General features: G+C 73.5%; 23 protein-coding genes. 14 read left to right on the forward strand and 9 right to left on the reverse strand.

Annotated elements, in window-relative coordinates; translation table 11 throughout:
• Positions 1 to 159: 159 nt before the first annotated feature.
• Positions 160 to 513 carry an iron-sulfur cluster insertion protein ErpA gene (gene erpA, locus ACFWPT_RS14610; protein ID WP_030391519.1) on the reverse strand — a complete coding sequence of 118 codons (354 nt, stop codon included), beginning with the start codon at positions 511 to 513 and terminating at the stop codon, positions 160 to 162.
• Between the two features lie 246 nt (positions 514 to 759).
• Here erpA and ACFWPT_RS14615 point away from each other — a divergent pair, with 246 nt between their 5' ends.
• The gene (locus tag ACFWPT_RS14615) at positions 760 to 1620 is read left to right on the forward strand and encodes a GNAT family N-acetyltransferase (protein WP_380482029.1); all 861 of its coding nucleotides are present in this window, start codon (positions 760 to 762) and stop codon (positions 1618 to 1620) included.
• A 91-nt stretch (positions 1621 to 1711) separates the two neighbouring features.
• Here ACFWPT_RS14615 and ACFWPT_RS14620 read toward each other — a convergent pair whose 3' ends face one another.
• From ACFWPT_RS14620 to ACFWPT_RS14630, 3 genes are all read right to left on the reverse strand, one after another.
• Entirely contained in the window at positions 1712 to 3079 is a 1368-nt protein-coding gene (locus ACFWPT_RS14620; protein WP_244293334.1) for a pyridoxal-dependent decarboxylase, read from the reverse strand.
• Between the two features lie 204 nt (positions 3080 to 3283).
• Positions 3284 to 3748 (reverse strand): Lrp/AsnC family transcriptional regulator, encoded by a 465-nt coding sequence (locus ACFWPT_RS14625; protein ID WP_063347298.1) that lies wholly within the window; start codon positions 3746 to 3748, stop codon positions 3284 to 3286.
• Between the two features lie 181 nt (positions 3749 to 3929).
• Complete coding sequence (locus ACFWPT_RS14630; protein ID WP_063347299.1) at positions 3930 to 4853, reverse strand: NADP-dependent oxidoreductase; 924 nt, start codon at positions 4851 to 4853, stop codon at positions 3930 to 3932.
• Between the two features lie 232 nt (positions 4854 to 5085).
• On the opposite strand from ACFWPT_RS14630, the gene nadA reads away from it, so the two are divergent.
• Positions 5086 to 6258 (forward strand): quinolinate synthase NadA, encoded by a 1173-nt coding sequence (gene nadA / locus ACFWPT_RS14635; protein ID WP_063351058.1) that lies wholly within the window; start codon positions 5086 to 5088, stop codon positions 6256 to 6258.
• A 104-nt stretch (positions 6259 to 6362) separates the two neighbouring features.
• Here nadA and ACFWPT_RS14640 read toward each other — a convergent pair whose 3' ends face one another.
• Both ACFWPT_RS14640 and ACFWPT_RS14645 read right to left on the reverse strand, forming a co-directional pair.
• A complete protein-coding gene (locus ACFWPT_RS14640; protein WP_380482031.1) occupies positions 6363 to 6656 on the reverse strand; it encodes a hypothetical protein in 294 nt (97 codons plus the stop codon).
• A gap of 37 nt (positions 6657 to 6693) precedes the next feature.
• Positions 6694 to 7497, reverse strand: coding sequence for a PspA/IM30 family protein (locus ACFWPT_RS14645; protein ID WP_079135541.1), 804 nt, complete (start codon positions 7495 to 7497; stop codon positions 6694 to 6696).
• 299 nt (positions 7498 to 7796) lie between these two features.
• Between ACFWPT_RS14645 and ACFWPT_RS14650 the strand changes: the two genes are divergently transcribed.
• Positions 7797 to 8387 carry a DUF3043 domain-containing protein gene (locus ACFWPT_RS14650; protein ID WP_363372077.1) on the forward strand — a complete coding sequence of 197 codons (591 nt, stop codon included), beginning with the start codon at positions 7797 to 7799 and terminating at the stop codon, positions 8385 to 8387.
• Between the two features lie 158 nt (positions 8388 to 8545).
• Complete coding sequence (locus tag ACFWPT_RS14655; RefSeq protein WP_107453016.1) at positions 8546 to 9286, forward strand: class I SAM-dependent methyltransferase; 741 nt, start codon at positions 8546 to 8548, stop codon at positions 9284 to 9286.
• A 17-nt stretch (positions 9287 to 9303) separates the two neighbouring features.
• On the opposite strand, the gene ACFWPT_RS14660 is transcribed toward ACFWPT_RS14655, so the two are convergent.
• Complete coding sequence (locus tag ACFWPT_RS14660) at positions 9304 to 9504, reverse strand: hypothetical protein (RefSeq protein WP_350886321.1); 201 nt, start codon at positions 9502 to 9504, stop codon at positions 9304 to 9306.
• Positions 9505 to 9621: 117 nt separating this feature from the next.
• Between ACFWPT_RS14660 and cobU the strand changes: the two genes are divergently transcribed.
• The 7 genes from cobU (at position 9622) to ACFWPT_RS14695 (ending at position 18380) form a co-directional block, all read left to right on the forward strand.
• Positions 9622 to 10194, forward strand: a complete 573-nt coding sequence (gene cobU / locus ACFWPT_RS14665) for a bifunctional adenosylcobinamide kinase/adenosylcobinamide-phosphate guanylyltransferase (RefSeq protein WP_380374677.1) — start codon at positions 9622 to 9624, stop codon at positions 10192 to 10194.
• A gap of 28 nt (positions 10195 to 10222) precedes the next feature.
• Positions 10223 to 11338, forward strand: coding sequence for a nicotinate-nucleotide--dimethylbenzimidazole phosphoribosyltransferase (locus tag ACFWPT_RS14670; RefSeq protein WP_380374675.1), 1116 nt, complete (start codon positions 10223 to 10225; stop codon positions 11336 to 11338).
• Between the two features lie 87 nt (positions 11339 to 11425).
• Positions 11426 to 12205, forward strand: coding sequence for an adenosylcobinamide-GDP ribazoletransferase (locus ACFWPT_RS14675; protein ID WP_380482033.1), 780 nt, complete (start codon positions 11426 to 11428; stop codon positions 12203 to 12205).
• 260 nt (positions 12206 to 12465) lie between these two features.
• On the forward strand, positions 12466 to 13971 hold the full coding sequence (locus ACFWPT_RS14680; RefSeq protein WP_380482035.1) for a leucyl aminopeptidase: 1506 nt from the start codon (positions 12466 to 12468) through the stop codon (positions 13969 to 13971).
• 467 nt (positions 13972 to 14438) lie between these two features.
• A complete protein-coding gene (lpdA, locus tag ACFWPT_RS14685; protein WP_063347308.1) occupies positions 14439 to 15827 on the forward strand; it encodes a dihydrolipoyl dehydrogenase in 1389 nt (462 codons plus the stop codon).
• 56 nt (positions 15828 to 15883) lie between these two features.
• Positions 15884 to 17647 (forward strand): 2-oxoglutarate dehydrogenase, E2 component, dihydrolipoamide succinyltransferase, encoded by a 1764-nt coding sequence (gene sucB, locus ACFWPT_RS14690; protein WP_380482038.1) that lies wholly within the window; start codon positions 15884 to 15886, stop codon positions 17645 to 17647.
• A 217-nt stretch (positions 17648 to 17864) separates the two neighbouring features.
• Positions 17865 to 18380: a DUF4240 domain-containing protein gene (locus tag ACFWPT_RS14695; RefSeq protein WP_350885237.1), complete on the forward strand. Its 516-nt coding sequence runs from the start codon at positions 17865 to 17867 to the stop codon at positions 18378 to 18380.
• Between the two features lie 71 nt (positions 18381 to 18451).
• Here ACFWPT_RS14695 and ACFWPT_RS14700 read toward each other — a convergent pair whose 3' ends face one another.
• Positions 18452 to 19525 (reverse strand): DUF2510 domain-containing protein, encoded by a 1074-nt coding sequence (locus ACFWPT_RS14700; protein ID WP_380482040.1) that lies wholly within the window; start codon positions 19523 to 19525, stop codon positions 18452 to 18454.
• A gap of 118 nt (positions 19526 to 19643) precedes the next feature.
• On the reverse strand, positions 19644 to 20150 hold the full coding sequence (locus ACFWPT_RS14705; RefSeq protein ID WP_380374666.1) for a GNAT family N-acetyltransferase: 507 nt from the start codon (positions 20148 to 20150) through the stop codon (positions 19644 to 19646).
• 55 nt (positions 20151 to 20205) lie between these two features.
• Between ACFWPT_RS14705 and ACFWPT_RS14710 the strand changes: the two genes are divergently transcribed.
• From ACFWPT_RS14710 to ACFWPT_RS14720, 3 genes are all read left to right on the forward strand, one after another.
• The gene (locus ACFWPT_RS14710; RefSeq protein WP_380482042.1) at positions 20206 to 21111 is read left to right on the forward strand and encodes a TIGR01777 family oxidoreductase; all 906 of its coding nucleotides are present in this window, start codon (positions 20206 to 20208) and stop codon (positions 21109 to 21111) included.
• Positions 21112 to 21560: 449 nt separating this feature from the next.
• Positions 21561 to 22892 (forward strand): NAD(P)/FAD-dependent oxidoreductase, encoded by a 1332-nt coding sequence (locus ACFWPT_RS14715; RefSeq protein WP_380482044.1) that lies wholly within the window; start codon positions 21561 to 21563, stop codon positions 22890 to 22892.
• Positions 22893 to 23075: 183 nt separating this feature from the next.
• Positions 23076 to 24299, forward strand: a complete 1224-nt coding sequence (locus ACFWPT_RS14720; RefSeq protein ID WP_063347315.1) for a cation:proton antiporter — start codon at positions 23076 to 23078, stop codon at positions 24297 to 24299.
• Positions 24300 to 24440 lie beyond the last annotated feature (141 nt).

The raw sequence follows: 24440 nt of genomic DNA on the forward strand, positions 1-24440 counted from the left end.
GGTGGATCAGGCCCAGATTGCGGGCGCCCCCGGGGATTGCGAGCTCGTCGAACAACTCGACGTTATTTTTGTTGTTCTGGGTGCGCTGGCCCCGGGGATGATCCCCGGGGCCGCCTCCGTACCGCGGCTCGAACGAGCGTCGAGCGGTGCTGCTCAGGCCTAGCTGAACGAGTCGCCGCAGGCGCAGGAGCCGGTGGCGTTCGGGTTGTCGATCGTGAAGCCCTGCTTCTCGATGGTGTCGACGAAGTCGACGGTGGCGCCGCCCAGGTACGGGGCGCTCATCCGGTCGGTGACGACCTTGACACCGTCGAAGTCCTTGAGCACGTCGCCGTCGAGCGAGCGCTCGTCGAAGAACAGCTGGTAACGCAGGCCGGAGCAGCCACCGGGCTGGACGGCGACGCGAAGTGCGAGGTCGTCGCGGCCCTCCTGCTCCAGCAGGCCCTTGACCTTGGCCGCGGCGGCATCGGTAAGGAGGATGCCACTCTCGACGGTGGTCTCGTCCTGGACGGTCATCTGCTTTCTCCCGGTCTTTGACGACGGTTTGCCCCCAGTGCCAACCAACGGCCGTCCGGATTCATTTCCCGAACGGCGATTGTCTTCGTCGGCTTGCTGGTGGCGGAATTTCCGTGGGCCGGGTGTGCCACCCGTGTCCCCTACGCTCCCCATGCTCGCACAACCCGGGAGGGCGGGTCACCGCCCGAGCCGCGGAATCCGGGGAACCGGCCCCGGGCCGGGCCGGCGGACGCCAGGATGGTGGCCATGATCCTGCGCCAGGTCAGGGACACCGCCGCAGACGCGGAGGCCGTCCAGGAGCTCTCCCTCGCCGCGTTCGCCGATCCGGCCCTGCCCGGTCCGGCGGCCGTGCCGACCCCGTTGCAGCTGGCCCGGACGAGACATCTGGCGCGCACCGATCCGGAGGGCTGCTGGCTGGCGGAGAGCGGCGGGGAGCCGGTCGGCGCGGTGCTGTCGATGCGCCGGGAGGGCCTGTGGGCGCCGTCCCTGTTCGCGGTCCGGCCGCAGGCGCAGGGCAAGGGCGTCGGGCGGCTGCTGCTGGAACGGGCGGCGGCGCACTCGCGGGGCTGCCTGCGCGGGATGGTCTGCGCGTCGGCGTCCCCGGCGGCGGTCCGCCGCTACCGGCTGGCCGGGTTCACCCTGCACCCGGCGATGCGGCTGACCGGGCGGGTGGACCGGGCCGGGCTGCTCGACCCGGGGGACATCCCGGTGCACCGGGGCGGCGCCGTCCACCGGTACCTGCTGGACTCGGTGGACCGGCGGCTGCGCGGGTCCGCGCACGGCCCGGACCACGAGCTGATGCTGGGCCACTTCGAGGAACTGCTGATCGCCGACGCGCTGGCCGGCAGCGGCTACTGCTACCGGGACGGCGGCGAGGTGAAGCTGCTGGCGGCCACCACCAAGCGGATCGCCGCCCGGCTGCTGCGCGAGGCGCTGGCCCGGGTGCCGGACGGGGTCGAGGCGCGGGTGGAGTTCCTGACCGCCGAGCAGGAGTGGGCGCTGGACGTCGGCCTGGAGGTGGGGCTGACCCCGCAGAGCCGGGGCTTCGTCGGGCTGCGCGGGATGCGGCCGCCGGCGCCGTACCTGCCGAGCGGCGCCTTCCTGTGAACGACGGGACGACGGGACGATCGGACGACGGGACGACGTGGCCCCCGCCGGCTGCCTGCTCCGACGGGGGCCACGGGTCACCGGGGGCCGATCAGGCCATGGTGTCCAGGATCTCCCGGACCATGTCCATCGTCGTGCCCGGGTGCAGGAAGGCGAAGCGGGCGACCGTCTCGCCGTCCCAACCGGTGGGGGTGACGAAGCCGATCTGGTCCGCGAGCAGCTGCTGCGACCAGCGGTAGTAGTCCTCGTTGGTCCAGCCCTTGCGCTTGAAGCAGACGGCCGAGAGCTGCGGGTCGAACAGCAGCTCCAGGTGGTCGGTGTCGCGGATGAGCTGGGCGGTGTCCCGGGCGAGCGTGAGGCCGGCCTCGATGGCGTCGGTGTAGGCCTGGGTGCCGTGGACGGCGAGGGAGAACCACAGCGGCAGGCCGCGGGCGCGCCGGGTGAGGTGGTAGGCGTAGTCGGTGGGGTTCCACTCGTCGCCCTCGGTGTGCAGGACGTCGAGGTAGGAGGCGTCCTGGGTGTGCACGGCCCGGGCGAGCTGCGGGTTGCGGTAGATCAGCGCGGCGCAGTCGAAGGGGGCGAACAGCCACTTGTGCGGGTCGACGACGAAGGAGTCGGCGTGCTCGATGCCGTTGTAGCGCTCGCGCACCGAGGGGGCGAACAGGCCCGCGCCGCCGTAGGCGCCGTCGACGTGGAACCACAGGTCCCGCTCGCGGGCGACCTCGGCCAGGCCCTTGAGGTCGTCGACGATGCCCTCGTTGGTCGTCCCGGCCGTGCCCACGACCGCGATGACGGTCTCCGGGTTCGGGTCGGCGGCCAGCGCGGCGCGCAGCGCCTCGCCGGTGAACCGGCGGTTCACGGTGGGGACCTTGAAGGCCTCGACGCCGATGATGTTGAAGGTGTTCTTGACCGAGGAGTGGACCTGGTCGGCGACGGCGATCCGCAGCCGCGCCTCCGGCCCGACGCCCAGCTTGCGGCGGGCGGTGTCGCGGGCGACGACGAGGGCGGAGAGGTTGCCCGCGGAGCCGCCGGAGACGAAGGTGCCGCCGGCCGAGGCGGGCAGGCCGGCGCGGTCGGCGATCAGGCGCAGCACCTGGTTCTCGGCGGCGATCGCGCCGGCCGCCTCCAGCCAGGAGATGCCTTGCAGGGACGCGCAGGAGACCACCATGTCGAAGAGCAGCGCGGCCTTGGTCGGGGCGCACGGGATGAACGACAGGTAGCGCGGGCTGTCGGCGGAGATCACCGCGCGGGACAGCTCGTGGTCGTAGAGCTTGAGCACGTCGGCGGGGGCGTTGCCGTCCGCGTTCAGCAGACCGGCCAGCTGGGCGCGCAGGTGCTCGCCGTCACCGGGGTGGTCGAGCGGGACGGGGTCGTACTGCAGCCGGTCCCGCATGTAGTCGAAAACCAGGTCGACCAGTTCGTTGTCGGGCCGGTGCATGCGGTCGGGGGCTGCGGACACGGCTGTCCCTCTCGGCTGTGGGATGTCGGGGGATGCCCGGTCGGCGGGGCGGTTCACCGCGTGGACCGGACGTGATCAGCGTAGGCAGCGGGAGGGGTTCGCCGCGCGTCGGAACCCGGCTGGTCAGGCAGCTTTCGGGCGTCTTCGGGCCGGTCCGCGCAGGATTCCTGCGCACCGGCCGGAGGGGGCCGGACGGGGCGCGCCTCAACCGATGAGCTGGGAGAGGACGACCGAGGAGCGGCTGCGCTGGACGCCGGGCTCGCGGCGGATGCGCTCGATGACGGCCTCCAGGTGGCGCATGTCGGCGGCGCGCAGGTGGACCAGGGCGTCCGGGTCTCCGGTGACCGTCCAGGCGGCGATCACCTCGGGGAACTGGCGCAGGCTGGCGAGGATCTCCTCGGGGGCGGTCCGCTCGCGGCAGTAGACCTCGACGAAGGCCTCGGTCTGCCAGCCGAGCACCGACGGGTCGAGCACCACGGTGAAGCCCCGCACCACGCCGCGCGCCCGCAGCCGGTCGATCCGGCGGCGCACGGCGGTGGCGGAGAGGTTGACCTGGAGGCCGATCTCGGCGTACGAGGCGCGGCCGTCGCGGCCGAGCCGGGCGAGCAGGAGCCGGTCGGTCTCGTCCAGGTCGGCCCCGACCACCTCGTGCGCTCGGCTGCTGGTCATCGGTGCGGGGCTCCACGGGTCGTACGGGTCGGTTGCGGCCTCGGGCGGCGGCCCTCGGACGGAGGGCGGTAGGGGCGGCTGCCGAAACGGTTCGCCAACCATTCTGGCGGATGTCAGGAGCGAGTTCACCGCTCGCAGATGACGGCCGGTGGTCCGCCGCCGGTCGGCAGCCGGTCCGCCGTCAGTCGGCCAGCAGGACGATCTTGCCCCGGGTGCGGCCCTCGGCGCTGAGCGCCTGGGCGGAGGCCGCCTGGGCGAGCGGGAAGGTGGAGGCGACGGTGACGGTCAGCCGGCCGTCGTCGGCCAGCGCGGCCAGTTCGGCGAGGTCCGCGGCGTCCGGGCGGACCCAGACGTAGTGGCCGCCGAGGGCCTTCACCCCGAAGTCGGTGATCGAGGCGATCCGGCTCTGGTCCGCCACCAGGCTCGCCGAGAGCGGGACGGCGCCGTGGCCGACCAGGTCGAGGGCCGCGTCGACCCCGCCCGGGGCGAGCGCCCGGACCCGGTCGGCCAGGCCCTCGCCGTAGAGCACCGGCTCGGCGCCGAGGCCGCGCAGGTAGTCGTGGTTGCGCTCGCCCGCGGTGCCGATCACCCGGGCGCCGAGGGCCCGGGCGATCTGGACGGCCAGGTGCCCGACCCCACCGGCCGCGGCGTGCACCAGCAGGGTCTCCCCCGCCCGCAGCCGCAGCGCCTTGAGGCTCTGCAGCGCGGTGAGCCCGGCCAGCGGCAGGCCGCCGGCCTGGGCCCAGTCCAGTGCGGCCGGCTTGCGGGCGAGGGTGCGGACCGGGGCGGAGACGAGTTCGGCGTAGGTGCCGTGCTCGACGGTGTCCTTGCGGACGTAGCCGTAGACCTCGTCGCCGGGCGCGAACTCGGTGACGCCGCCGCCGACGGCGCGGACCACGCCGGCCAGGTCCCAGCCCATGACGAGCGGGAAGTGCACGTCCAGCAGGCCGTCCAGGGCGCCGTCCCGGATCTTCCAGTCCACCGGGTTCACCCCGGCCGCCCGCATCTGCACCAGGACCGAGTCCGGGCCGACCTTGGGGTCGGGCAGGTCGGTGTACTCGACGACTTCGGGGCCGCCGTAGCGGTTGATCGCGATTGCCTTCATGGCCTCAGCCATACCCGGGCCCGGCCGGATATCGATTCGGCCACGCGAGGACCACCCCAAAACGGTCATCCGGCTCCGCCGGGGGTCCGATTCGGCGAGCGGTTCTCGTCACATCGACAGGATGGCCATCGTCACTCTGACGCTAACCGGTTATCATAGATAGCGTCAGATAGACGAAAAGGCTTCAGGCTTGATCGGCCGCACAGAAGGGCACCCGCCCGTGACCACCACCATCACCGAGACCCACGGCGTCGACCCCACTCCGACGCCGCTCGCTCTGCTGCTGCTCGGCCGCGAGGCCGACCCGAACAGCGAGCGCGGCGTCGAGTGCCCCGGCGACCTCCCCCCGGCCTCCGACCCGAACCTCGTCGAGCGCGCCCGCGCCGCCAAGGCCGCGCTCGGTGACCGGGTCTTCATCCTCGGACACCACTACCAGCGCGACGAGGTGATCGAGTTCGCCGACGTCACCGGTGACTCCTTCAAGCTCGCGCGCGACGCCGCGGCCCGCCCGGAGGCCGAGTACATCGTCTTCTGCGGCGTGCACTTCATGGCCGAGTCCGCCGACATCCTGACCGGTGACGCCCAGCAGGTCGTCCTCCCGGACCTCGCGGCCGGCTGTTCGATGGCCGACATGGCCACCGCCGAGCAGGTCGCCGAGTGCTGGGACGTGCTGACCGACGCCGGCATAGCCGACGTCACCGTCCCGGTCTCCTACATGAACTCCTCCGCCGACATCAAGGCCTTCACCGGCAAGCACGGCGGCACCATCTGCACCTCCTCCAACGCCGAGCGCGCCCTGGAGTGGGCCTTCGAGCAGGGCCAGAAGGTGCTGTTCCTGCCCGACCAGCACCTCGGCCGCAACACCGCGGTGCGCGATCTGGGCCTCTCGCTGGACGACTGCGTCCTGTACAACCCGCACAAGCCGAACGGCGGCCTGACCGCCGAGCAGCTGCGGGACGCCAAGATGATCCTGTGGCGCGGCCACTGCTCGGTGCACGGCCGGTTCAGCGTGGACTCGGTGAACGACGTGCGCGCGCGGATCCCCGGCGTCACCGTGCTGGTGCACCCCGAGTGCAAGCACGAGGTCGTCTCGGCCGCCGACATGGTGGGCTCGACCGAGTACATCATCAAGGCGCTGGACGCCGCCGAGCCCGGCTCCAAGTGGGCCATCGGCACCGAGCTGAACCTGGTCCGCCGCCTGGCCAAGGCCCACCCGGACAAGGAGATCGTCTTCCTGGACCGGACGGTCTGCTTCTGCTCCACCATGAACCGGATCGACCTGCCGCACCTCGTCTGGGCGCTGGAGTCGCTGGTCGAGGGCCGGGTGCCGAACGTGATCACCGTCGACCCGGAGACCGAGAAGTACGCCAAGGCGGCGCTGGACCGGATGCTGGCCCTGCCGTAGCCGGCCCGGCCCGACCCGGCCGCCGGAACACGGCGACACGACGAAGGGCGGGTCCCCTCCCACCGGAGGGGACCCGCCCTTTCGTCTGGCACCGGCCGCGGCGGCTACTCGGGGTAGCCCGGGATCACACCCTCACCGTCGGCCATCAACATCTCGCGGACCTCGTCGATCGTCGCCTCGGCGCTCGGCAGGATCAGCTCGGACGGCGCCAGTGAATCCAGCGGCACCGGGGTGCCGAACTGCTTCACCGCGTCCAGCAGCTTGCCGTAGGCCCGACGGAAGTGCTCCTCGTCCCCCGACTCCACTGCGGTGACGAGCTCGGCGTCGAGCTCGTTGAGCAGGTTCAGATGGGCCTCGCCCACCTCGTACTGCCCCTCACCCATGACCCTCATGATCATGCCGTGCGTCTCCCTGGTTCGTGGGATGGAGCTCAGATCACTTGTTGTAGTTGATGCGCGGGGTGTCCTGCTGGGGGTGGGCCTGCGGCTGCTGCGGCTTGCCCTGCTCGATCGCGGCCGGACCGGAGGACGGGCCCCCCAGCTCGGCCTTCATCCGGGCCAGCTCCAGCTCGACGTCGGTGCCGCCGGCCACCCGCTCCAGCTCGGCCTCGATGTCGTCCTTGCGGCCGAGACCGCTCGCGTCATCGAGCGCACCGGACGCCAGCAGCTCGTCGATCGCACCGGCCCGGGCCTGCATCTGGGCCGTCTTGTCCTCGGCCCGCTGAATGGCCAGGCCGACGTCGCCCATCTCCTCCGAGATCCCGGAGAAGGACTCGGCGATGCGGGTCTGCGCCTGAGCGGCGGTGTACGTGGCCTTGATGGTCTCCTTCTTGGTGCGGAAGGCGTCCACCTTGGCCTGCAGCCGCTGGGAGGCGAGCGTGAGCTTCTCCTCCTCGCCCTGGAGGGCCTGGTACTGCGTCTCCAGGTCGGTGATCTGGGACTGCATGTTGGCCCGGCGGGTCAGCGCCTCGCGCGCGAGGTCCTCACGGCCCAGGGACAGCGCCTTGCGGCCCTGGTCCTCGTACTTCGCCGACTGCTGCTGGAGCTGGGTCAGCTGGAGTTCCAGGCGCTTGCGCGAGGTCGCGACGTCCGCGACGCCACGCCGTACCTTCTGCAGCAGTTCGAGCTGCTTCTGGTAGGAGTAGTCGAGCGTCTCTCGGGGATCCTCCGCCCGATCCAAGGCCTTGTTCGCCTTGGAGCGGAAGATCAACCCCATACGCTTCATGATTCCGTCGCTCATGGGCCTCGGGTGCCCCCTTCTCCGGCCTGCGGTCTCTATCTCGATACCAGACACGACGAGTGTATGTGCAGCGAGCCCGTCGCCGCAGTGCACCTGCCTGCTACAAGACTGCTACAGCGACCAGCGGAGTTCCTCCTCCCCCGGGTGGATCCGCCTCTCATCCCCTCCATAGTCCATCCGATTGATCCCCTACGGGAAGGGGCCGGGAAACCCCGGCGGGCGGCCGACCTCGCGGATCGATACGCGTTTGGGTCCGAGGGGACCCCGAGAAGCCGCCCGGCACCCCGTACGCTGGTGGTGTGTTCCGACGCCGTTCAGATGATGCAGCCGCCTCCGCCACCGTGCTGGAGAAGCCGGACGAGACCCGCCACCCCCAGGCCAAGAAGGGTCGGCCAACGCCCAAGCGCAGTGAGGCCGAGGCCCACCGGCGTACCCGGGTGACGGTGCCCAAGGACCGCAAGGAGGCCGCCCGCCAGGCCCGCGAGCGGATGCGCTCCGAGCGCGAGAAGCAGCGCACCGCGCTGATGGAGGGCGACGAGCGCCACCTGCCGGCCCGTGACAAGGGCCCGGTGCGCAAGTTCGCCCGTGACTACGTGGACGCCCGCTGGTCGCTCGCCGAGTTCTTCCTGCCCGCCGCCGTGGTCATCCTGGTGCTGAGCATCATCAAGGTGCCCGCCATCCAGCTGCTGTCCACGCTGCTGTTCCTGCTGTTCTTCGTGCTGGTGATCCTGGACTTCGTCCGCCTCGGCTTCGGTCTGCGCAAGCAGTTCGCCGAGCGCTTCGCCGGCCAGAACACCCGCGGCGCGGTCGCCTACGGCCTGATGCGCATCCTGCAGATGCGCCGGCTGCGACTGCCCAAGCCGCAGGTGCGGCGCGGGGAGAAGCCCTGACCGCCGAACCGGTGGACTCCGGCTGGGCCCCGCCTTCCTGGGAGGGGCCCGGCCTGTACGCGTTGCCGGGGCAGGGGGACGGCGGCCACGACCGGATCGGCCAGGAGCGCCGGCTGCCCTCGCGCAGCGGCTCCTTCGCCGGCGGTACCGGCGCCTGGCTGGACCGGCTCGGCGGACTGCGCAACTTCGTCCGCCAGGAGCTGGTCTCCCGGCAGCTCGCCGAGCAACTGGCCGGCCGCACCGCGCAGCGCGTCCTCGACATCGGCTGCGGCCAGGGCACCCAGGCGCTGCGCCTGGCCCGGGCCGGCCACTACGTCACCGGCATCGACTCCGACCCGGTCGCGCTCGGCGTCGCCCAGGGGGCGCTCGCCGAGGAACCGCCGGAGGTCGCCGGCCGGCTGCAACTGCTCAGCGGCGACGCCCACCAGTGCGGGCGCTGGTTCGGCCCGCGCAGCTTCGACGTGGTGCTCTGCCACGGCGTCCTGATGTACCTGCCCGCCCCCGACCCGATGATCGCCTCGCTGGCCCGGCTGCTGGCCCCGGGCGGGCTGCTCTCGCTGCTGGTCCGCAACCGCGACGCGCTCGCCCTGCGGCCCGCCGCCGCCGGGGACTGGCGGGCCGCCCTGCACGCCTTCGAGAGCGACCGGTACTACAACCGGCTCGGGCTGGCCGCCCGCGCCGACCGCCTCGCCGACCTCACCGTCACCCTCTCCGAGGTGTCGGTGCCGCTGAAGCACTGGTACGGCGTACGGGTCTTCACCGACAACGCGCCCGACGACGCGGCCCCGCCGGTGGACGGGCGGCAGCTGGCCCAGCTGCTGGAGGCCGAGGACCGGGCCGGCCGCACCGACCCGTACCGGCAGGTCGCCGCGCTGCTGCACGTGGTCGGGGCCAAGTAGCGGCCCCGCGACGGCGGTTACGCCTCGTGCAGGCTCATCGAGTAGATCACCCGGTCGTCGTCCAGCAGGACCGCCGTGTCGATGCCGTCCTCGGCGAGCTGCTTCCAGGACTCCCCGATCCAGGTCTCGGCGTCCCCCTGGCCCGCGAACTCCTCCTGCGCGCCCTCCGGCACCACCGCGGTGCCGTCCGCCTTCTCGTACCGCCACGTCCAGACCATGCCCGGCTCCTCCCACCGACGACGCTGCCTGCGTGCTGCGCACCTTAGCCTGCCCGGCCCGATCTTCCGTATGCCTGGCCGGACGCTCCGGATGCCCGGTCGGGCAGGATGGGCGGCATGGCGATCCACCACCCGCTCCCCCGCACACTGCTGCTCGGCGGCGCCCGCTCCGGCAAGTCCACCCGGGCCGAGCAGCTGCTCGCCGACCACCCGGACGTCCTGTACGTGGCCACCGGCGGCACCCGGGACGGCGACGCCGAGTGGGCCCAGCGGGTCGCGCTGCACCGCGAGCGGCGGCCGGCGAGCTGGCGCACCGCCGAGACCTGCGACCTGGAGGCCGTGCTGGCCGACCGGACCGACCCGGCGCCGGTGCTGGTCGACTGCCTGGCGCTGTGGCTGACCGCCGTGATGGACGAGTGCGGCGCCTGGGACGACGCGGTCTGGGCGGCGGGTGGGGAGGCCGCCGTCCAGCGGCGCTGCGAGGCCCTGGCGCGGGCCTGGGCGGCCACCGGGCGCACGGCCGTCGCGGTCAGCAACGAGGTCGGGATGGGCGTCGTCCCGGCGACCGCCGCAGGCCGGCGCTTCCGCGACACCCTGGGCCGGCTGAACATGGCCGTGGCGGACGCCTCCGAGCGTGTGCTGCTGGTCGTGGCCGGGCAGGTTCTGACCGTCAAGCCAGCCGCCGCCTGAACATCTGCGGCGTGTAGCCTTCCGGACGATGGACACGACCGTGGATCTCGATACGTTCTCCTCGCTCGTCGAGCGCCCCGACGAGAGCGCCCGACGGGCCGCCGAGGAACGCTGGCAGGAGGCCGGCCGGCCGCGCGGCGGGCTCGGCAAGCTGGAGGAGCTGGGCAGCTGGCTGTCGTCCGTACAGGGGCGATCCCCCGTGCGGCCGGTGTCGGCCCCCAAGGTGCTGCTGTTCGCCGCCGACCACGGCGTGGCCGCGCTCGGGGTGTCCCGGCTGCCCGCCAAGGGCGGCACCGCCGCGCGGGTGCGCGCCGTCCTGGACGGCACCGCGCCGGTCACCCGGCTGGCCCGGCGCTACGGCGCCGAGGTGCGGGTCGTCGACGTCGCGGTGGACGCCGACCCCGCCGACTTCCCGGACGACGTGGTCACCCACCGGATCCGGCGCGGCTCCGGCCGGATCGACGTCGAGGACGCGCTCACCCCCGCGGAGACCGCGCGGGCCTTCCGGGCCGGCATGGCCGTCGCCGACGAGGAGGCCGACGCCGGCACCGACCTGGTGCTGCTCGGCGACCTCGGCGTCGGCGCCACCACCGTCGCCGCCGTCCTGGTCGGCGCGCTGTGCGGAACGGACGCGGCCGCCGTCACCGGGCGCGGCTCGGGCGTCGACGACCGGGTCTGGATGGTCAAGTGCGCCACCATCCGCGACTCCCTGCGGCGGGCCCGGCCCGTCCTGGGCGACCAGCTGGCGCTGCTCGGCGCCACCGGCGGGGCCGACTTCGCGGCGATCACCGGCTTCCTGCTCCAGGCCGCGGTGCGACGGCTCCCGGTGGTGCTGGACGGCGTCGTCTCGGCGGCCTGCGCGCTGGTCGCGCAGCGGATCGCCTTCCGGGCGCCGGAGTGGTGGCGGGCCGGGCAGTCCAGCGGCGAGCCCGCCCAGGCCAAGGCCTACGACCGGCTCACCCTGACGCCGCTGCAGGACCAGGGGATCACCATGGGCGAGGGCCTCGGCGCGCTGCTGGCCCTGCCGCTGCTCCAGGCCGCGGGCGACGCGCTCGCGGACGAGGCCCCGCGGCCGTTCGTGCCGTCGGCGCCGAAGGAGCAGCCGAAGCTGCCCTCGGCGGCGGACCTGCTGCGGCGGATGTAGCAACCCGCGGCAACCTGTGGCACCAGGATCATGGGCGCCCCGTCCGGCACATCGGACGGGGCGCTTCCGTTCGGAGGGAAACACGTCGTGCAGGGCGCCAGTTGGGCCGAGGGGCTCCGGTTCGGGTTCGGGACGCTGTCCGTGCTGCGGGTGCGGGTGGAGCGGTGGGACCGGGCCGCGGCGGCGCGGGCGATGACGGCGGCCCCGGTGGTGGGGCTGGTGCTCGGCGCGGCGGCCGCCGGGGCGGGGTCACTGGTGGCCTGGCGGGCCGGCGGGCTGCTCGGGGCGGTGGCGGCGGTGGGGGTGCTGGCCGCGCTCACCCGGGGGCTGCACCTGGACGGTCTGGCGGACGTGGCCGACGGCCTGGGCAGCGGGAAGCCGGCCGAGGACGCGCTGCGCATCATGAAGCAGTCCGACATCGGCCCGTTCGGCGTCCTGACCCTCCTTCTCGTGCTGCTGGCCCAGATCGCGGCGCTGGCCGGACAGTTCGCCGAGTCGACCACACGCGGCGCGCTCGCGGTGCTGGCGTCGGCGGTGACCGCGCGGTGCGCGCTCGCCTGGGGCTGCCTGCGGTCGGTGCCGGCCGCCCGGCCGGGCGGCCTGGGCGCGATGGTGGCGGGCACCGTGGCACCCGCCGGAGCGGTCGCGGGGACGGCCGCCGCGGCGCTCGCCCTGGCCGCCCTCGGACTGTTTGACGGATCGTCAACCCTTCGCATCCCCACGGCCGTTGTGCTCGGCGTGGGCTGCGCCCAGCTGCTGCTCCGGCGCTGCGTACGGCGGTTCGGCGGAATCACCGGGGACGTGCTCGGCGCGATGGCGGAAACCGCCGCGACCGCTTCGCTGTTCGCCCTGGCGTTGCTCGGCTGACACCGGGCGGCGCGTGATCCCACCATGCGGACTACCATGCGGGGAGCACCGCAGCCCTGCACCGTCGCAGGTCCTGCCCGCCCGGCCTGACCCGAGGAGCCGGGGCCTCTGGTGTGCGTGGCCGCGACCTGCGCGGGTGCGCGCGCCAGGGGGCCCGGACCCGGGGCGTGCCGGGCGGTCCGGCCTGCGACGGCGGGTTGCGCCGGTGCGGCAGCCTCGCCGCAACCGGCCGTGGACCGCGAAAGAACAGGACGCATTACGTGACTGCATTGTCTGTGAGCACCTCCTCCGCCGCCTCGCTGCGCGCGGACGCCCTGGTGGTCGGTGTCGCCAAGGGCCCCAAGGGCATCGTGCTGGCCCCCGGCTCCGAGGCCGTGAACGAGGCGTTCGAGGGCAAGCTGACCGAGGTCCTCAGCACCCTGGGCGCGACCGGCGCCGAGGGCGAGGCCGTCAAGGTGCCCTCCCCCGCCGGCCTGAAGGCCGCGCTCGTGCTCGCGGTCGGCCTCGGCGAGGCCGCCGAGACCGGCTACCAGCTGGAGGCGCTGCGCCGCGCCGCTGGTGTCGCCGCCCGCACCCTGGCCGGCGCCAAGAAGGCCGCGCTGGCCCTGCCGGCCGAGTCCGCGGACGAGGTCGAGGCCGTCGCGCTGGGCGGCCTGCTCGGCTCGTACGCCTTCGGCACCTACAAGGCCGACGGCAGCGGCAAGGAGCCGGTCGGCGAGCTGGTCGTGCTGGCCCCCCGCAAGGGCAGCAAGGACGCCAAGGCGGCCGTGGAGCGCGCCGCCGCGGTCGGCGAGGAGATGAACCGGGCCCGTGACCTGGTCAACACCGCGCCGAACGACCTGAACCCGAAGAGCTTCGCCGCGATCGCCCAGGCGGCCGGCAAGGAGCACGGCCTCAAGGTCGAGGTGCTCGACGAGAAGGCGCTGCTCAAGGGCGGCTTCGGCGGCCTGCTGGGCGTCGGCAACGGCTCGGCCAACCCGCCGCGGCTGGTGAAGGTGGCCTACACCCACCCGAAGGCGAAGGCCACGCTGGCCTTCATCGGCAAGGGCATCACCTACGACTCGGGCGGCATCTCGCTGAAGCCGGCCGGCCACAACGAGACCATGAAGTGCGACATGGCCGGCGCCGCCGCCGTGTTCGCCGCCGTGGTGGCCGCCAAGCGCCTGGGCCTGGCCGTCAACGTGACCGGCTGGCTGGCGCTGGCCGAGAACATGCCGTCCGGCTCCGCCACCCGCCCCGGCGACGTGCTGCGCATGTACGGCGGCAAGACCGTCGAGGTGCTGAACACGGACGCCGAGGGCCGTCTGGTGCTGGCCGACGCGATCGTGCGCGCCGGCGAGGAGAACCCGGACGTCATCGTCGACGTGGCGACCCTGACCGGCGCCATGGTGCTGGCCCTGGGCAACCGCACCTTCGGCGTGATGTCCAACAACGACGAGCTGCGCGCGACCCTGCACACCGTCTCGGGCGAGGTCGGCGAGCAGTCCTGGCCGATGCCGCTGCCGGCCGAGCTGCGCAAGGGCATGACCGAGTCGACCATCGCCGACCTGGCGAACATGGGCGAGCGGATGGGCGGCGGCCTGGTGGCCGGCCTGTTCCTGAAGGAGTTCGTGGCCGAGGGCATCGACTGGGCGCACCTGGACATCGCCGGCCCGGCGTTCCACGAGAGCGCTCCGTTCGGCTACACCCCGAAGGGCGGCACCGCGAGCGCGGTGCGCACCCTGGTCCGGTTCGCCGAGCAGACCGCGGCGGGCGGCAAGGCCTGATCAGGCACCCGAGTCGACGGGGGTCCGGCGCGCGTGCGCCGGGCCCCCGTCGGCGTTCGCGCGCGGGTCCGCCGTGGGTTCGCGCGCGGGTCCGCTGTCGGCCCGTCGCGGGTCCGTCACGTTCCGGCGCCGGTTACCTGCGAGTAGGCCGGGACCTCGCCCCGCACCTCTGTTCGCTGCGGGCGAAACTTTGTTCCACCCTGCGGAAGACGCGGCGCCGCAGGGCCGCCCCGACGCCCGTCCGGCGGCTGTCAACCCCGCGTTGAGCTGCAATGATGCCCTTCCGTCGGGGGTATTCCCGCCCCGGTGACCGCTCTGTGGGACACCCCTGGGGTGGACCCGGACATCAGCCACCGCGAACAAGTGCGAAGATGTATTTCCGGCACGACTGGGCGCCTCACAAAGGCTTCCGACCCACCGGACCGCGACCGGCCCGGCGACCCACCCCATTGCATGGAGGACGTGACGTGGCGAACGACGCCAGCACCGTTTTCGACGTAGTCATTCTCGGAGGCGGAAGCGGCGGTTACGCCGCGGCGCTCCGCGCCGCTCAGCTGGGCCTGAGCGTCGCCCTGGTCGAGAAGGGGGAGCTGGGTGGCACCTGCCTGCACCGCGGCTGCATCCCGACCAAGGCTCTGCTGCACGCCGCCGAGATCGCGGACGAGACGAAGGAGGCCGCCGAGTTCGGCGTTCTGGCCACCTTCCAGGGCATCGACATCAACGGCGTCCACAAGTACAAGGACGACGTCGTCGCCGGCCTGTACAAGGGCCTCCAGGGCCTGGTCGCCTCCCGCAAGGTCACCTTCATCCAGGGCGCGGGCAAGCTCTCCTCGCAGACCTCGGTGGACGTCAACGGCCAGCGCATCGAGGGCCGCCACATCCTCCTGGCCACCGGCTCCGTGCCGCGCTCGATCCCGGGCCTGGAGATCGACGGCAACCGCGTGATCTCCTCGGACCACGCGCTCAAGCTCGACCGCATCCCGAAGTCGGCCGTCATCCTCGGCGGCGGCGTGATCGGCGTCGAGTTCGCCTCCGTCTGGAAGTCCTTCGGCGTCGAGGTCACCATCGTCGAGGCGCTGCCGCACCTCGTCCCGCTGGAGGACGAGAACTCCTCCAAGCTGCTGGAGCGCGCGTTCCGCAAGCGCGGCATCAAGTTCGAGCTGAAGGCCCGCTTCTCGGGCGTCGAGTACACCGAGGCCGGTGTCCGCGTCTCCACCGAGAACGGCAAGCAGATCGACGCCGACCTGCTGCTCGTCGCCATCGGCCGCGGCCCGGTCTCGTCCGGCCTCGGCTACGAGGAGAACGGCGTCGCGATGGACCGCGGCTACGTCCTGGTCGACGAGTACATGCGCACCAACGTGCCCACCATCTCGGCCGTCGGCGACCTCGCCCCGACCCTGCAGCTGGCCCACGTCGGCTTCGCCGAGGGCATCCTGGTCGCCGAGCGCCTGGCCGGCCTCAAGCCGGTGCCGATCGACTACGACGGCGTCCCGCGCGTGACCTACTCCAACCCCGAGGTGGCCTCCGTCGGCATCTCCGAGGCCAAGGCCGTCGAGCTGTACGGCAAGGAGAAGGTCGTCACCCTCAAGTACAACCTGGCCGGCAACGGCAAGAGCAAGATCCTGAAGACCGCCGGCGAGATCAAGCTCGTCCAGGTCAAGGACGGCGCCGTGGTCGGCGTCCACATGGTCGGCGCCCGCATGGGCGAGCAGGTCGGCGAAGCTCAGCTGATCTACAACTGGGAGGCCCTGCCGGCCGAGGTCGCGCAGCTCATCCACGCGCACCCGACCCAGTCCGAGGCCCTGGGCGAGGCGCACCTGGCGCTGGCCGGCAAGCCGCTGCACGCGCACGACTGATCACGCCACCACCCCCCATTTCCAGTACGCAAGACTTGATAGGAGTCGCTGAAACCATGGCGGTCTCAGTAACACTGCCCGCGCTGGGCGAGAGCGTTTCCGAGGGCACCGTCACCCGTTGGCTGAAGGCCGAGGGTGAGCGTGTCGAGGTCGACGAGCCGCTGCTCGAGGTGTCGACCGACAAGGTCGACACCGAGATCCCGTCGCCGGCCTCCGGCATCCTGGCCTCGATCAAGGTCGGCGAGGACGAGACCGTCGACGTCGGCGCCGAGCTGGCGATCATCGACGACGGCTCCGGTGCCCCGGTCGCCGCTGCGGCCCCGGTCGCCGAGGCCGCGCCCGTCGCCGCCCCGGCCCCGGTCGTGGAGGCGCCCGCCGCCCCCGCCCCGGTCGCCGCTGCCGCCCCGGCGGCTCCGGCTGCCGCTCCGGCCGCCGACGCCACCCCCGTCCTGCTGCCCGCACTGGGCGAGTCGGTCACCGAGGGCACCGTCACCCGCTGGCTGAAGGCCGAGGGTGAGACGGTCGAGGTCGACGAGCCGCTGCTCGAGGTCTCCACCGACAAGGTCGACACCGAGATCCCGTCGCCGATCGCCGGTGTCGTGGTGAAGATCCTGGTCGGCGAGGACGAGACCGCCGAGGTCGGCGCCCAGCTCGCGCTGATCGGTGCCGCGGGTGCCGTCGCCGCCGCCCCGGCCCCGGTGGCCGCTCCGGCTCCGGCCCCGGTTGCCCCGGCCCCCGTCGCTCCGGCCGCCCCGGTCGCTCCGGCTGCTCCGGCTCCGGTTGCCCCGGCTCCGGTCGCCGCCGCCCCGGCCCCGGTGGCCCCGGCCGCGCCCGCTCCGGTCGCCGCCCCGGCTCCCGTCGCCCCGGCCGCGCCGGCTGCCCCGGTGGCCGACGCCGGTGACGCCTACGTCACCCCGCTGGTGCGCAAGCTCGCCGCCGAGCACGGTGTCGAGCTGTCCTCCGTCGCCGGTACCGGCGTCGGCGGCCGCATCCGCAAGCAGGACGTCGTCGCCGCCGCGGAGGCCGCCAAGGCCGCCCCGGCCCCGGTCGCCGCCGCCGCTCCGGCCGCTGCGCCGAAGGCCGCCGCCGCGCCGTCCGCCCTGCGCGGCCAGACGGTCAAGATGACCCGCATGCGCAAGGTCATCGGCGACAACATGCTGAAGGCCCTGCACGAGCAGGCCCAGCTGACCAGCGTGGTCGAGGTGGACGTCACCAAGATCATGTCGCTGCGCGGCAAGGCCAAGGAGGGCTTCCTCGCCCGCGAGGGCGTCAAGCTGTCCCCGATGCCGTTCTTCGTCAAGGCCGCCGCCCAGGCGCTGAAGACCCACGCGGTCGTCAACGCCCGGATCAACGAGGCCGAGGGCACCATCACCTACTTCGACACCGAGAACATCGGTATCGCGGTGGACTCCGAGAAGGGTCTGATGACCCCGGTCATCAAGGGTGCGGGCGACCTCAACATCGCCGGCATCTCGAAGAAGACCGCCGAGCTGGCCACCAAGGTCCGCGACAGCAAGATCACCCCGGACGAGCTGTCCGGCGCCACCTTCACCATCAGCAACACCGGCTCGCGCGGTGCGCTGTTCGACACCGTGATCGTGCCGCCGAACCAGGTCGCCATCCTGGGCATCGGCGCCACCGTCAAGCGCCCGGTGGTCATCGAGGCCGACGGCGGCACCGCCATCGGCATCCGCGACATGACCTACCTGTCGCTCTCCTACGACCACCGCCTGGTGGACGGCGCCGACGCCGCCCGCTACCTGGTCGCGGTCAAGGAGATCCTGGAGGCCGGCGAGTTCGAGGTCGAGCTCGGCCTGTAAGGCATCACTGCCGGTCCGCGGTTTCGGCTGCACGGAGCCCCGCGTCGTCCCTGGACGGCGCGGGGCTCCGCCGTTGCCGGTGTGTCCGCCTGCCGTCCGCCTGCTCCTGGCCGCGCCTGGCCGCCTCCGACCCGCGCCCGGCTGCGTCGAACATCACCAGCGTTTCGCCGGGCCATGGCATGCGCGGGGGCTGGCGAACGGGGATGCTGGAGCGGTGATGGACGAGACCGACTTCTGGCAGATGATCGACGAGACCCGGGAGGACGCCGACGGCGATCCGGACGAGCAGGCCGACCGGCTGGTGGAACGGCTGGTCCAGCTGACCCCGGACGACGTCATCGACTTCGCCCGGCTGTTCGAGGCCCGGTTCCAGCGGGCCTACCGCCACGACCTCTGGGGCGCCGCCTACCTGCTGCTGGACGGCGCCTCCGACGACACCTTCGACTACTTCCGCTGCTGGCTGATCGGCCAGGGCCGGGACGTCTTCGAGGGCGCTCTGTTCGAGCCGGACGACCTGGCGGACCTGCTGCCCGAGTTCGACGAGGAGGAGGACGGCGAGGCCGAGGACCTCGGCTACGCCGCCGACGAGGCGTACGAGCAGCTGACCGGGCTGCCGCTGCCCGAGGTGGGCGGGCGACAGTCCGGCCGACCGGCCGGGGCCGCGCTGGACTTCGACGACCCGGACGTCATGGCGAAACGGTTTCCCAAGCTCTGGGAGCGCTACGGGGATTAGGGCAGGCCACAGGTTCTGTCCGGCCGAACGGCGCGTCAGACACGCCCACGGCGTGAGCGGCGCCGGACGCGTCAGGCGGTGCTGCCGCCGCCGGACGTGCCGTCCTGCTTGACGCCCTTGAGGATCTGGTCCAGCACGGACGCGTCCGGCGCGCTCGGGGTGTCGTCCACCCCGCCCTCGAACACCACGAAGCCGCCGCCCTTGGCCGGGACGGCGGCCAGCAGGACGTAGCCCTGGGTGCCGTCCGCGGTGCGGATGTGCCAGCGCACGGCGTAGCCGGACACACCCGCGACGGTCGTGTAGCCGGAGCCGGAGTCGGTGTGCGAGCTGATCCCGGTGAAGATCTGGCCGGCGTACGCAGGCATGGTGGCCTCGGCGGCCGTCTTGGCGGTGACGCCCTGGACGGTGTCGGTCTCGACCGAGAACTGGCCGCGGATGCAGGAGTTGCCGTCCGGGCAGGTGTAGCGGCCGGTGCCCAGGTAGACCGTGGAGTGCGGGGAGTTGGGCGCCACGTCCCAGCCGTCGAGCACCGGGACGGTGATCGCGTGCTGGGCGTCCGGGACGGTGCTCCTGACGGTCGGCGCCGGTTTGGGCGCGGGCGTCGGGGCGGGCGTGCCCGCCGTGGGGCTCGGGGCGGGGCCGGCGCCCCGGGTGATGGTGACCGTCGGGTTCGGGGTCGGGTCGGCCTGCGGGGAGCCGCCGCCGCTGAGCACGATCCCGGCGACGATCCCGCCCACGGCCAGGACGGCGACCGCGATGCCGACGACCAGGCCGGGCCTCATCCGGCCGGGCGCCGGCTGCTGCGGCGGGTAGCCCGGCGCCGGGTAGCCGTAGCCCGCGCCCTGGGCGGGGTAGCCGTCCTGGGCCGGGTAGTAGCCGTCCTGGCCCGGGTAGCCGTAGCCCGGGGCGGGGGCGCTGCCCGGGTAGCCGTGGCCGGGGGCGTCCTGCGGGCCGCCGTAGCCGTACCCGGGCTGCCGGCCGGGGGGCTGCCAGCCCTGGGTGGGGGCGTCGGCGAGTTGGCCGGCGCCGCCCTGGAGCGGGCGCACCTCGCTGGTCCAGGCGTTGCCGTCCCACCAGCGCTCGTGACCGGGGGTGCCGTCCGCACCGGGGACCGGGTACCACCCGGGGGGCGTCGAGTTGCTCACGGCCGTACGGTACCCGGCGGGGTGCTGGTCCAGACAGAGCGGATCGGTCACGACTCTGCACCGCCCGCCGACCTGACTGATCGTCAGTTTCGGCGGACGGAAAGGCCGGTCGGGCTTGTCAGTGCGCCAGGCTGCGGGCCATCAGGACGTCGTCCACGTACGACCCGTCGATCAGGAACTCCTCCGCGAGCGAGCCCTCGACGACGAAGCCGCAGCCCTCGTAGAGGCGGCGGGCCGGGGCGTTCCAGCCGAGCACCCGCAGGGTCATCCTGCGCGCGCCCGCGGCCCGGGCGGCCTCGCAGGCCGCCTCGACCAGGCGCCGGCCGACACCCCGGCCGCGGGCCGTGCCGTCGACGACCAGGCCCTGGATCTGCCGGACGTGCCGGTTGCTGGCCAGCGGGGTCGGCGGGACCTGGCGGACGTAGCCGACCACCCGGCCGTCCAGGAGGGCGAGCAGGTACTGCTCCGGGGTGTGCCGTTCGTCGAAGACGCCGTCCCCCTCGGGCGGCTGCGGGGAGACGTCGGCCAGCGGGGACCAGGCGGCACGGTTGAGAACGGCGAGTTCGACCTCGTCCTCGGGCTGAGCTGGGCGGATGATCAGATCGTCCTCGTGCATGCGCGTCATGCTAGTGAGGCGCATGCCGACATGACAGGGCTTTGGGAACTGGGAGGATGGACGCATGCGCATCGCTGTCACAGGCTCCACGGGATTGATCGGCTCGGCTCTCGTCCGCTCCCTGCTGGCGGACGGCCACGAGGTGGTCCGGCTGGTCCGGCGCCGCTCCAGGACGGGCCCGCAGCCCGACGGCAGCACGGCCATCGGCTGGAACCCGCTGCTCGGCCAGGTCGAGCAGGACGGGCTGGCCGGGGTCGAGGCGGTCGTGCACCTGGCCGGCGCCGGGGTCGGCGACCACCGCTGGACGGACGCCTACAAACGGGAGATCCGGGAGAGCCGGGCACTCGGCACCGAGACGCTGGCCGTCGCACTGGCCGCGCTCAAGGAGCCGCCCCGGGTGCTGGTCAGCGCCTCCGCCGTCGGCTGGTACGGGCAGACCGGCGACCGGGTGATCGACGAGGACTCCCCCGCCGGCGACGACTTCCTGGCCGAGGTCTGCGTGGAGTGGGAGGCGGCCGCACGGCCGGCCGAGCTCGCCGGCATCCGGGTCGTCCACCCGCGCACCGGGATGGTGCTGTCCGCGGCCGGCGGGGCCGGCGCGCGGCTGTTCCCGCTGTTCAAGCTGGGGCTGGGCGGGCGGCTCGGCGACGGGCGGCAGTACTGGAGCTTCATCTCGCTGGCCGACCAGGTCGCCGCGCTGCGGTTCCTGATCGACCGGGACGACTTCTCCGGCGCCGTCAACCTCACCGCGCCCGATCCCGTCACCAACGCCGAGCTGACGGCGGCGCTCGGGCGGGTGCTCCGGCGGCCGACTCCGTTCCCGGTGCCTGAGGCGGTGCTCAAGGTGGTGCTCGGCGAGCTGGCGGTCGAGGTGGTCGGCAGCCACCGGGTGGTGCCGCGGCGGCTGCTGGACGCGGGCTTCCGCTTCGCGCACCCGGACGTGGACGCGGCGGTGCGCGCGGCGCTGTAAGTGGCGCCGTGCGTGGCGGTGGGGGCGACCGGTGGCGCGGAACCCTGCCGTCCGCCGCGGGTTTCCGGCACGGGCTGCACGGCGGGGCTCCGGCACGTCCCGCTGCGTACGGCGGCTACGGCATTCGCCCTGGCCAGGGGCATATGCCGGGCGGAGATCGGGTGGGGGTCGGACGGGGCTCCGGGAGGGGGCGCATGGGAGCACACACCGGGCGCGTCGCACGCCCCCGGTGACCGTGCGCGCCCGCCAACCCCGGAACCCGGCCCCAACGGCGCACTGTCCGTGACCGCGCTCCCGCCCGGTGCCGCACGCCCCCTCTCGACCCTTGGATCGGGCCCGATGCGCTTGTCTGATGCTCACACTGACTGGGCATCACACCGTCGGACCGTGTCCCGGCACCCCGCTGCCTGCGTCGGCCGGAGCCCCGGGACCAGGGAGGGAGCACGCCAGTGCCCACATACGACTTCACCCGCCGCGCCCGCCGCCCGTCCGACCCTGACGTCATCGTCATCGGCGCCGGACTCGCCGGCCTGGCCGCCGCACGCACGCTCACCGGCCGCGGCCTCACCGTGCAGATCCTTGAGGCCACGGACCGGATCGGCGGCCGGATGGCCACCCGCGAACTGGACGGATTCCGGCTCGACGACGGCAGCCACCTGCTGAACACCGCCTTCCCCGAACTCCGCCGCGTCCTCGACCTCGACCGCCTCGACCTGCGCCCGCTCGCCGCCGGAGTCCTCGTGCACAGCGGCGGCCGCCGCTACCGCACCGGGGACCCGCAGCTCACCACCGCCCGGCAGGCCGCCACCCGCGCCCCACTCGGCAGCCCGCTGGACAAGGCCCGGCTCGGCAGCTGGCTCGGCCGGCTCGCCACCACCCCCGCCAGCCGGCTCAAGGCCCGCCCGGAGACCACCACCGCCCGCGCGCTGGCCGGCCACGGGCTCGCCCCGCGCACCCTCGACGGCTTCCTGCGGCCACTGCTCAGCGCGCTGCTCAGCGATCCCGCCCTCGGCACCAGCAGCCGGATCGCCGACCTGGTCCTGCGCTCCTACGCGCGCGGACGACTCTGTCTGCCCGCCGGCGGGATCGCGGCCGTGCCGGCCCAGCTGGCCACCACCCTGCCCGCCGGCACCGTACGCACCGGGGTGCAGGTCACCTCGATCACCGCCGACGGCGTGGAGACCGCCGCCCACGGGCGGATCGGCGCCCAGGCCGTCGTCCTCGCCACCGACGCCCGCTCCGCCGCCGAACTGCTGCCCGGGCTACGGCTGCCGGACTTCCACCCCGTCACGACCTTCTACCACGCGGCCGACCGCACCCCACTGGGCGAGGCCGTCCTGCTGCTCGACGGCGACCGGCCCGGCGGGCAGCCGCCGCTGGTCTCGCACTCGCTGGTGCTCAGCGAACTGCACCCCTCCTACGCCCCCGCCGGACAGGCGCTGATCGCCACCACCGTGCTCGGGCGGCGCTCCTTCGACGCGGGCGGCCCGGCCGGACTGGAACCGGCGGTCCGGGCCCGGCTCGCCGAGCTGTACGGCGCCTCGACCACCGGCTGGCAGTTCCTGAACGTGCGGCACGTCCCGGACGCGCTGCCCGCGATGCCGCCGCCGCACAATCCCAGGCGCCCGGTGCGGGTGCTGGCCGGGCTGTACGTCGCCGGGGACCACCGGGACACCAGCACCGTGCAGGGCGCGCTGGTCTCCGGGCGGCGGGCGGCGCAGGCGGTGCTGCGCGACCTCGGCGTCCCGGCCAACGCCCGGGAGGCCGAGGCGGCGGCCTGAGCCCGTCGGGGTCGGCCCGGCGGGCTCCCGGCCTGGTTCCCGGCCCGGCTCCCGGCCCGGCGGGCTCCCGGCCTGGCTCCCGGGACACGCTGACGGCCCGCCGGTGGGTGACGGACCGGCGGCATGCCAGGATGCCGACATGACCGCTCATCGGATGATTTACACCGTCCGGCCGGTTGCGCGGTGAGCGCCGCCGTCCAGCCGGTGGCCCTGATCCTGATCCCCGCCGCGGCCGTCGCCGCGCCGCTGCTCGCCGACCGCCTGCTGCGGTGGATCGCCGTCCCGACCGTCGTGTTCGAGATCCTGCTCGGCGTCCTGATCGGCCCCGACGTCCTGAACTGGGCACGCGTCGACGACCTGGTCAACGCGCTCTCCCAGTTCGGCCTGGCCATGCTGATGTTCCTGGCCGGGTACGAGATCGACTTCGCCAAGCTGCGCGGCGGCCCGCTGAAACGGGCGGGCACCGCGTGGCTGGTCTCGCTCGTGGTGGCGCTCGGCGTGGGCGCGCTGGTCAACCGGGACCCGCTGAACGGCGCCTTCGCCGGGCTCGCGCTCACCACCACCGCCCTCGGGACCATCCTGCCGATCCTCCGCGACTCCGGCGAACTGCCCACCCCCTTCGGCTCGTTGGTGATGGCCACCGGGGCGGTCGGCGAGTTCGGGCCGATCATCGCGATCGCCATCCTGCTCAGCGGCAACTCCCCGGTCCGGACGGCCGTCATCCTCGGCGCCTTCGCGGTGATCACCGCCGTCGCGGTCCTCGGCGCACGCCGCCCCCGGCCCGCCTGGGCCACCCGGCTCATCGAGCGCACCCTGCGCACCTCCGGGCAGTTCGCCGTCCGGGCGGTGATCCTGGTGCTCGCCGTCATGGTGGCCGCCGCGATCTGGCTCGACCTGGACATGCTGCTCGGCGCCTTCACCGCCGGGATCGTCTCCCGGCTGCTGCTCTCCGACATCCGCCGGGCCGAGGAGGAGGTGATCGAGGCCAAGCTGGAGAGCATCGGCTTCGGTTTCCTGGTGCCGGTGTTCTTCGTGGTCAGCGGGATGAACTTCGACCTGTCCGCCCTGCTGGACGACCCCGGCACGATACTGCTCGTCCCGGTGTTCCTGCTGCTGCTCCTGGCCGTGCGCGGACTGCCCGCCGGGCTGCTCGCCCCGGCCGGACTCGGCCGGCGGGACCGCACGGCGCTCGGGCTCTACGGCGCGACGGCGCTGCCGCTGGTCGTGGTGATCACCACCATCGAGGTGGACGACGGCCACCTGCCGTCCTCGACAGCGGCCGCGCTGGTCGGCGCCGGCATGCTCTCGGTGCTGGTGTTCCCGCTGGTGGCGCAGCGGGTGCGCGGCGGCGTCCGGCCGCCCTCGCCGGAGGCCGGGCAGCCGCGCGTCCGGGCCGAGAGCTGGTGACCCGCTTCGCTCCCGCCCGTCGCCGAGGTGCTCGGAGCCGTCGCCGGGATGCTCCAGCCCGTCACCGGGGCGCCCGGAGCCGTCGCCGGGCGGATGGGCCCTTCGGCCCGGGGCGGACCCGGGCCGGACGGGTTTCCAGGG

The sequence above is a fragment of the Kitasatospora sp. NPDC058478 genome (assembly GCF_042720345.1).
Lineage (GTDB): Bacteria > Actinomycetota > Actinomycetes > Streptomycetales > Streptomycetaceae > Kitasatospora.